The following is an 8,670-nucleotide window of genomic DNA, read 5'->3' on the forward strand; positions in this document are numbered from 1 at the left end:
GAATCAGGGCCGCGGACACGCGCGCGCCAGCGCGCCAAAAATACAGCCAGTGCCTCCAGGACTACCGATCACCGAGTCCCGAGCCCCACCAACCTCAGCGCAGTGCTTTACGCACCCCGCCGATCAGCTGATTGGTCAGCTGACGCAACCCGAACTCCAGCGCAGGCGCAGGCACCGGCAGCGACGGCTCCGACTCCATCGTGTAGACCACCCGAGTACCGCCCTCACTCGTATCGGCGAAGGTGATGGTGCCGACGTGGCGCTTGACCGGGGCGCCCTTGACGATCTTGTATTCCATCCGCTCACCGGGGGTGAGGGCGGTGATCTCCTCGGTGACGCCCACCTTGCCGAAACCCAGCAGGTGCTGGGCGCCGACGCCGGTGGCCGGATCGCCCGCTTTGATGAGCTTGACCTGGATCGGCAGGTACGGGCTGACGGCCTCACGCTCGGTGAAGAGGCGGTAGACGATGTCGCGAGGTGCGTCGAAGACCGTTTCGACGGTGCTACGTGGCATGGATGTGTCTCCTGTCCGAAATGTCTGTGACCCGGAGCATACGGGTAGTCGTCACCCGTGCTCCGACCGGCGCGCCTCCACCAAAGGTTGAGGGTTTGGCTTCATCATCGGCCTCATGAAGATGCCGGCGCTGTTGTCACGGAACACGGAAACGCTGCCCGGTGTCGCCGGGATCGCCCGGGTGGATCGCGATACCGGACGACTGCTGCGGCGGGTCGGTCCCGGGGACGTGGTCGTCCTCGACGCGACCGACCTGGACCGCCACACCGCCGATCGGCTGGTCGAGGCGGGGGTGCTCGCGGTGATCAACACCTCGCCCTCGATTTCCGGGCGGTATCCCAACCTCGGGCCAGAGGTGTTGGTGGCCAACGGGATCGTGCTGATGGACACGGTGTCCTCCGACGCGTTCGGCAGGATCAAGGACGGGTCGAAGGTCCGCATCGACGGCGGCATCGTCTACGCCGACAGGCTCACCAAGAAGGAACCCGAGGTCCTGGTCGAGGGCATCGAGTTCGACGAGACGGCTATCGCAGACCGGATGATCGAGGCGCGCAACGGACTCGCCGATCACCTCGACGCGTTCGCGGGCAACACCACCGAATTCGTGCGTACCGAGAGCGCGCTGCTGATCGATGGTGTGGGCGTGCCCGATATCGAGCTGGACATGCGTAACCGGCACGTGGTCGTCATCGCCGACGGTTCGGGCCATCTCGCGGAATTACAGCGGCTCAAGCCGTTCATCAAGGAGTACGCGCCGATTCTGATCGGTGTGGGCAGCGGCGCCGATACCTTGCGCAAGCTCAAGTACACGCCCGACCTGATCGTCGGTGACCCCGACGAAATCAGCACGGAGACGTTGAAATCCGGCGCCGAGATGATTTTGCCCGCCGATACCGACGGCCATGCCAAGGGCCTCGAGCGCATCCAGGACCTGGGTATCGGCGCCACGACGTTCCCGTCGTCGGGTTCGCCGACCGATCTCGCGTTGATGCTGGCCGACCATCACGGTGCGTCGCTGATCGTGCTGGCGGGCGCGCCCGCTTCGCTCGAGGACTTCTTCGACCGTGGCCGGCGTGACAGCAATCCGGCCACCTTCCTGACCCGATTGAAGGTCGGCGCGAAGCTGGTCGACGCGAACGCGGTGTCCACCCTGTACCGGCATCGTTCCGCGGGCGCCGCGGTGGCGCTGGTGGTGCTGGCCGCCCTGGTGGCGATCGTGGTGGTGATCTTGGCTTCGCACAACGGTTCCGAGGTGCTGGACTGGGCGATCGAGTACTGGAACAGCTTTGTCCTGTGGGTGCGTGGTCTGCTGTGATCTCGCTGCGTCAACACGCCATCTCGATCGCGGCGATCTTCCTCGCGCTCGCGGTCGGTGTGGTGCTCGGGTCACACACCCTCGCGGGCACCATGATCTCGGGCCTCCGGTCGGACAAAACCGACCTGAACACCCAGGTAGACGAACTGACCGCGCAGAACGCCCAGCTCACCGCCCGCCTCGAGTCCGCCGACCAGTTCATCGCGGGCTCGGCGGCGCGCATCCTGAACGGCACCCTGGCCGATCGCACCGTCGTCGTCCTCACCACCCCCGACGCCGACCCCGCCGACATCGACGGCGTGAGCAACTCCCTGCGCACCGCGGGCGCCACAGTGACCGGCCGCATCGCTTTGACGGAGTCCTTCGTCGACGCGGGGGAGGGCGACCGCATGCGCTCTACCCTGACCAATATCGTCCCCGCGGGGGCCCAACTGAACACCGGCGCCGTAGACCAGGGCAGCCTCGCAGGCGACCTCCTCGGCCTGGCCCTGCTCCAAGACCCCGTGTCCAACCACCCCCGCAGCACCCCCGAGGAACTGTCTCTGATCCTCGAAACCCTCCGGGGCGGCGACTTCCTCACCTACACCGACCCGCCGACGAGACCCGCGCAACTGGCCGTGGTCATCACCGGCAACGGTGTCGAACCCGACACCGGCCAGGGCGCGACTATCGCCCGCTTCACCGCCGCCCTCCGAGCAAGAGCCGCGGGCACTGTCCTCGCAGGTCGCCAAGGCGCCGCCGAGGGCAACGCCCCGATAGCCACCGTCCGAGCCCAGGCCCCCCTCGCGACCACAGTCACCACCGTCGACAACATCGACCGCGAAATCGGCCGGGTGACAACAACACTCGCCCTGACAGAACAACTGACCGGCGGCGCGGGCCGCTACGGAACAGGCCCGACAGCGACGTCGCTGACACTGGTAGCCATGCCCCGCTGAGTGAGAACCTCACCACCGCGAACCCAACACGCCGCCCGCTAACGACCGGCAAAATACGCGGAGAGGCGGACTAGCGGTACAGTGGTGGTCCGTGGGTCATCAACGGAATCAGGCTAAAAGTGCCACCAAGCACATCTTCGTGAGCGGTGGCGTCGCCTCCTCATTGGGTAAGGGTCTCACCGCCTCCAGCCTCGGTCAGCTCCTGACCGCGCGCGGCATGCGGGTGACGATGCAGAAGCTCGACCCGTATCTCAATGTCGATCCGGGCACCATGAACCCGTTCCAGCACGGCGAGGTGTTCGTCACCGAAGACGGCGCCGAGACCGACCTGGACGTGGGGCACTACGAGCGTTTCCTCGATCGCGATCTCACGATGGACGCGAACGTGACCACCGGCCAGATCTATTCGACGGTGATCGCCAAGGAACGCCGCGGTGAGTATCTGGGCGATACGGTGCAGGTCATTCCGCATATCACCGACGAGATCAAGAGCCGCATCCTGGCGATGCAGGGTCCCGATCTCGAGGGGCATGTGCCGGACGTGGTGATCACCGAGATCGGTGGCACCGTCGGTGACATCGAGTCGCAGCCGTTTCTCGAGGCGGCCCGCCAGATCCGTCACGATGTGGGTCGCGACAATGTGTTCTTCCTGCATGTGTCGCTGGTGCCGTATCTGGCGCCCTCGGGTGAGCTCAAGACCAAGCCGACGCAGCACTCGGTGGCCGCGCTGCGCAATATCGGTATCCAGCCCGACGCGCTGATTCTGCGTTGCGACCGCGAGGTCCCGCAGGGTCTCAAGAACAAGATCGCGCTGATGTGCGACGTCGATGTGGAGGCGTGCATCTCCACGCCAGACGCGCCGTCGATCTACGACATCCCCAAGGTGCTGCACAGCGAGGGCCTCGATGCCTATGTGGTGCGCAAGCTGGGGCTGCCGTTCCGCGATGTGGACTGGGCGGTGTGGGGCGATCTGCTCGATCGCGTGCATTCGCCGCGGGAGACCGTCGAGGTGGCGCTGGTCGGGAAGTACGTCGATCTACCCGATGCCTACCTGTCGGTGACCGAGGCGTTGCGTGCGGGTGGTTTCGCCCATCGCGCCAAGGTGAACATCCGCTGGGTGCCGTCCGACGAGTGCGAGACCGAGGTCGGCGCGCAGGCGGCGCTGCGTGACGTCGACGCTGTGCTGATCCCCGGTGGGTTCGGCATCCGCGGTATCGAGGGCAAACTCGGCGCGATCGGCTACGCCCGCCGTCGCGGTATCCCGCTGCTCGGCCTGTGTCTCGGTTTGCAGTGCGTGGTCATCGAGGCGGCGCGTTCGGTCGGTATCGCCGACGCGAACTCGGCCGAATTCGAGCCCGACACCAAGAACCCGGTCATCTCGACCATGGCCGACCAGGAAGACGTTGTCGCCGGCGAAGCCGATCTGGGCGGCACCATGCGACTGGGCGCCTACCCCGCCACGTTGAAGAAGGGCTCGGTCGTCGCGCAGGCGTACGGCACCGAGAACGTGTCCGAGCGGCACCGGCACCGGTTCGAGGTGAACAACTCCTACCGCGATGCCATCGCCAAGAGCGGGCTGGTCTTCTCCGGCACCTCGCCCGACGGGCACCTGGTGGAGTTCGTCGAGTACCCGGCTTCGGTGCATCCGTTCTTCGTCGCCACCCAGGCGCATCCGGAGCTCAAGAGCCGTCCGACCCGGCCGCATCCGCTGTTCGCGGCGCTGATCAACGCCGCGTTGAAATACAAACTGGCCGAACGGCTTCCCGTAGACTTCCCGGAGGAAGAGCTCGCGGAGCAGGCCACCGCGGAAGCCTAGGAAGATCGGCGATAGGAACGCATGAGCGAGCCCGGTAGTCACGACTTCGAGACGGTGTCGAGCCGGGTGCTCTACAGCGGCGCGATCCTGGCTCTGCGCCAGGATCAGGTCAGGATGCCGGACGGGCGGGTCGCCGAGCGTGAGGTGATCGAGCATCACGGTGCTGTCGCGGTGCTCGCGCTCGACGACGACGGCAACGTGGTGCTGATCCGTCAGTACCGGCATCCGATCGGCACCAGGCTGCTGGAACTGCCCGCCGGGCTGCTCGATATCGACGGTGAGGACCCGCTCACCGCGGCCAAGCGTGAGCTGGCCGAGGAGACGGGCCTCGCCGCCGCGCAGTGGTCGGTGCTGGTGGATGTGGCGTTGTCGCCGGGCTTCACCGACGAGGCATTGCGGGTGTTCTTCGCGACTGGTCTCAGCGCCACCGACCGGCCCGATCCCGAGCACGAGGAAGCCGACCTCGAGCTGGTGCGGATGCCACTCGCGGAGGCGGTGCGGGCCGCACTGGCCGGGGAGATCGTGAACGCGACCGCGGTCGCCGGGGTGCTCGCCTATGCCGCGGCCGAGGCGAGCGGGGTTCCGCTGCGCGCACCCGACGCACCGTGGCCCGGTCAGCCGACCACGTTCCTGCGGCGCAAGGCCGCCGAGGCAGCATCGACGCACGGCAACCACGCGTGAATACCGCAGCGGTCGGCGGGGACTAGACAGGCGAGGGCGTGCTCGAGCGGGAGATAGCCGCCTATCTCGACCATCTCGCGGTCGAGCGCGGAGCCGCGCGCAACACCCTCGGTGCCTACCGTCGTGACCTCGCCCGCTACCGGGCTTTCTTGACCGGGCGCGGTGTCGAATCGTTGGGCGCGGTGGCCCAGGGCGATGTCGCCGAATTCACCATGGCGTTGCGCGCCGGCGGAGCGGACTATCCCGCGCTGGCAGCGGGTTCGGTGGCGAGGGCGTTGATCGCGGTCCGCGGACTGCACCGGTTCGCCGCCGCCGAGGGACTCACCGATACCGATGTGGCGCATGCGGTGAAACCACCCGCGCCGGGTCGCCGGCTGCCCAAAGCACTGCCCTACGACCAGGTTCTGCGACTTCTCGAATCGGCGGGTGGCGAACCGGACGGTTCCGACGGTGGCCCGCGCGGACTGCGTGACCGGGCGCTGCTGGAGCTGCTCTACTCCACGGGCGCGCGTATTTCGGAGATGGTGGGACTCGACGTCGACGACATCGACGCCGAGCAACGCTGTGTGGTGCTGCACGGCAAGGGCGGAAAGCAGCGCCTAGTCCCGATCGGCCGCCCGGCGCTCGCGGCTGTCGACGCGTACCTGGTGCGCGGTCGACCCGCTCTCGCCGCGAGCGGAAAGGGTTCCGGCGGAGCTCTTTTCCTCAATGCCCGCGGCGGCAGACTGTCTCGGCAGAGCGCGTGGCAGGTCTTGCAGACTGCCGCCGAACGCGCCGGAATCGGGGCGACTGTCTCGCCGCACACTCTGCGTCACTCCTTCGCGACCCATCTGCTCGACGGCGGCGCCGATGTGCGGGTGGTGCAGGAACTGCTCGGCCACGCCTCGGTGACCACGACCCAGATCTACACGCTCGTGACGGTGAGCACCCTGCGTGAAGTGTGGGCCACTGCCCATCCCCGTGCGACGTGAACCGGCACCTCCGATACCCGCTGAGCAGGTATCGTGCGAACACGCCCGGCGTTGCCATGCTGTACCTCACCGGTCCGAGCGGTAGCGTCTACCCAGAGTTGGACCGTACGAAAGCGAGCCGGTCCCGGATCGGCCTCGCTACCCTCGACAGGGGTTACCGGCAAGGAAAACGTATAAGGAGCAGCGGATCGTGACGACAGCGGAAACACCGTGGGACGGTGGACCGGAACAGGTCGCCGAGGCCGTCGAGATGGGCCCGACAGGGCGCCCGCTGCGACTGGTGCCCGATCCACCCCAGGTCCAGCGACATGGCGACGCACTCGTCGTCGCCATGTGCAACCAGAAGGGCGGGGTCGGAAAGACCACCTCGACCATCAATCTCGGTGCGGCACTGGCCGAGTACGGTCGCCGGGTGCTGCTCGTCGATCTCGACCCCCAGGGTGCGCTCTCGGCCGGGCTCGGGGTGGCACACCACGACCTCGAACTCACCGTGCACGACCTGCTGATCGGCGGCAAGGCCAAGGTCGACGACGTGCTGCAGACCACCAAGGTCGACGGCATGGACCTGTTACCCAGCAACATCGACCTCTCCGCCGCCGAGATCCAGCTGGTGAACGAGGTCGGCCGCGAACAGTCGCTCGGCCGCGCCCTGCACAGCGTGCGTGATCGCTACGACTACATCCTCATCGACTGCCAGCCCTCGCTCGGTCTGCTCACGGTCAACGCGCTGGCCTGCTCCGACGGCGTGATCATTCCGATGGAATGCGAGTACTTCTCGCTGCGCGGGCTCGCATTGCTCAACGACACCGTCGAGAAGGTGCGCGACCGTCTGAATCCGCGACTGAGCCTCTACGGCATCGTGGTCACCATGTTCGATGCGCGCCTGCTGCATTCGCGTCAGGTGATGTCGCGGGTGGTCGAGGTGTTCGGTGACCTGGTCTACGACACCGCCATCTCACGCACCGTGCGCTTCCCCGACGCCAGCGTCGCCGGGGAGCCGATCACCACCTGGTCGCCGAAATCGGGCGGCGCCGAGTCGTATCGAGCGATGGCCCGTGAAGTCATCCACCGGTCTGGCCGGTGATCGGAGCTACACCTGCGGTGCAAGCAGTACCCGAAGACGCGGTGCCGGCCGCGGACAAATCCGGTTTTCATCTGCGGCTCACCAATTTCGAGGGGCCGTTCGATCTGCTGCTGACGTTGATCAGCTCGCGCAAACTCGATGTCACCGAAGTCGCGCTGCACCAGGTCACCGACGAATTCATCGCCTACACCAAGGCCCTGACCGCCGAGCTGGCCGAGAACACCAAGCTGCGCGCGGACAAGATTCTCGATCAGACCACCGAATTCCTCGTCGTCGCCGCCACTTTGCTCGACCTCAAGGCCGCCCGGCTGCTGCCCTCGGGTGAGATGACCGACGCCGACGATCTCGAACTCCTCGATGCGCGCGACCTGCTGTTCGCGCGATTGCTGCAATATCGCGCGTTCAAGCAGGTGGCCGAACTGCTCGCCGAGCTGGAAGCCGCGGCCCTGCGCCGGTATCCGCGCTCGGTGGCGCTCGAGGAACAGTTCGAAGGACTGCTGCCCGAGGTCACCCTCGGGGTGGATATCGCCGCGTTCGCCGAGATCGCGGCGGCGGCCTTCCGGCCACGTCCGGTCGCCGAGGTCGGGCTCGGGCATCTGCACATGCACACCATCTCGGTCGCCGAGCAGGCCGAGCTGGTGCTGGCCCTGTTGAAGGAACGCGGGCCGGGCGGCTGGACCACCTTCGCCGAATTGGTGGTCGACTGCACAGTCCCGGTGGAAATCGTGGCGCGGTTCCTGGCGTTGCTGGAGCTGTACCGCGGTAAGACCATCGCCTTCGACCAACCCGATCCGCTCGGGCCGTTGGCTGTCAGCTGGCTCGGCGAGCTCGACCCTGACGCGGAAGCAGCGGCATTGACCTTCGAGGAGGATTACGGATGACAGAGGCAGTGGCGGAATTCACCTCCGAGCCACTCGACGACCTCGAATTGCGGTCGGCACTGGAGGCGATGCTGCTCGTCGTCGACGCCCCGGCACCCACAGAACAGCTGGCAGCGGCCTTGGACGACACCAGCGAGCGGGTCGAAACCGTCCTGCGCGCGATGTCGGCGGAACTGAGCGCGCGCGGCAGCGGCATCGACCTGCGTTTCGTCGGTGACGGATGGCGCTTCTATACTCGACAGGAGTACGCGCCCTATGTCGAGCGGGTACTGCTCGACGGGGCCCGGACGAAACTGACCCGGGCCGCCTTGGAAACCTTGGCGGTAGTGGCCTATCGCCAGCCGGTGACCCGCATGCGGGTCAGCGCGGTCCGAGGGGTGAACGTCGACGGAGTGATGCGCACACTGCTGGCCAGAGGCTTGATCGCGGAAGCGGGTCAGGACCCCGAAACCAACGGCACGCTGTACCGC

9 protein-coding genes are annotated in these 8,670 nt (G+C 66.8%); 8 read left to right on the forward strand and 1 reads right to left on the reverse strand.

The window, feature by feature from the left end:
- Window positions 1-94: 94 nt before the first annotated feature.
- Window positions 95-514: an SRPBCC family protein gene (locus ACFWF3_RS14495; protein WP_379314046.1), complete on the reverse strand. Its 420-nt coding sequence runs from the start codon at window positions 512-514 to the stop codon at window positions 95-97.
- A gap of 115 nt (window positions 515-629) precedes the next feature.
- On the opposite strand from ACFWF3_RS14495, the gene steA reads away from it, so the two are divergent.
- The 8 genes from steA to ACFWF3_RS14535 form a co-directional block, all read left to right on the forward strand.
- A complete protein-coding gene (steA, locus tag ACFWF3_RS14500; protein WP_378995175.1) occupies window positions 630-1,829 on the forward strand; it encodes a putative cytokinetic ring protein SteA in 1,200 nt (399 codons plus the stop codon).
- A complete protein-coding gene (locus ACFWF3_RS14505) occupies window positions 1,826-2,767 on the forward strand; it encodes a copper transporter (protein WP_378995186.1) in 942 nt (313 codons plus the stop codon). The genes steA and ACFWF3_RS14505 overlap by 4 nt, the downstream gene beginning before the upstream one ends.
- Before the next feature lie 91 nt (window positions 2,768-2,858).
- The gene (locus ACFWF3_RS14510) at window positions 2,859-4,583 is read left to right on the forward strand and encodes a CTP synthase (protein ID WP_378630070.1); all 1,725 of its coding nucleotides are present in this window, start codon (window positions 2,859-2,861) and stop codon (window positions 4,581-4,583) included.
- A gap of 21 nt (window positions 4,584-4,604) precedes the next feature.
- The gene (locus ACFWF3_RS14515) at window positions 4,605-5,264 is read left to right on the forward strand and encodes an NUDIX domain-containing protein (RefSeq protein ID WP_378995173.1); all 660 of its coding nucleotides are present in this window, start codon (window positions 4,605-4,607) and stop codon (window positions 5,262-5,264) included.
- Between the two features lie 38 nt (window positions 5,265-5,302).
- Window positions 5,303-6,235, forward strand: a complete 933-nt coding sequence (gene xerD, locus ACFWF3_RS14520; RefSeq protein WP_378995171.1) for a site-specific tyrosine recombinase XerD — start codon at window positions 5,303-5,305, stop codon at window positions 6,233-6,235.
- A gap of 250 nt (window positions 6,236-6,485) precedes the next feature.
- Entirely contained in the window at window positions 6,486-7,319 is an 834-nt protein-coding gene (locus tag ACFWF3_RS14525; RefSeq protein WP_101463778.1) for a ParA family protein, read from the forward strand.
- A 17-nt stretch (window positions 7,320-7,336) separates the two neighbouring features.
- Window positions 7,337-8,200, forward strand: coding sequence for a segregation and condensation protein A (locus tag ACFWF3_RS14530; RefSeq protein WP_378995169.1), 864 nt, complete (start codon window positions 7,337-7,339; stop codon window positions 8,198-8,200).
- Window positions 8,197-8,670, forward strand: a 474-nt coding sequence (locus ACFWF3_RS14535; RefSeq protein WP_379314047.1) for an SMC-Scp complex subunit ScpB, incomplete at its 3' end; no start/stop codon positions are given. The genes ACFWF3_RS14530 and ACFWF3_RS14535, both read left to right, overlap by 4 nt.

Source organism: Nocardia sp. NPDC060220, from assembly GCF_042727815.1.
GTDB lineage: Bacteria > Actinomycetota > Actinomycetes > Mycobacteriales > Mycobacteriaceae > Nocardia.

Bases quoted from the DNA above. Each gene is read 5' to 3' on its own strand.
- ACFWF3_RS14495 (WP_379314046.1), bottom strand. From the start codon at position 514: ATGCCACGTAGCACCGTCGAAACGGTCTTCGACGCACCTCGCGACATC.
- steA (WP_378995175.1), top strand. From the start codon at position 630: ATGAAGATGCCGGCGCTGTTGTCACGGAACACGGAAACGCTGCCCGGT.
- ACFWF3_RS14515 (WP_378995173.1), top strand. From the start codon at position 4,605: ATGAGCGAGCCCGGTAGTCACGACTTCGAGACGGTGTCGAGCCGGGTG.
- ACFWF3_RS14525 (WP_101463778.1), top strand. From the start codon at position 6,486: ATGGGCCCGACAGGGCGCCCGCTGCGACTGGTGCCCGATCCACCCCAG.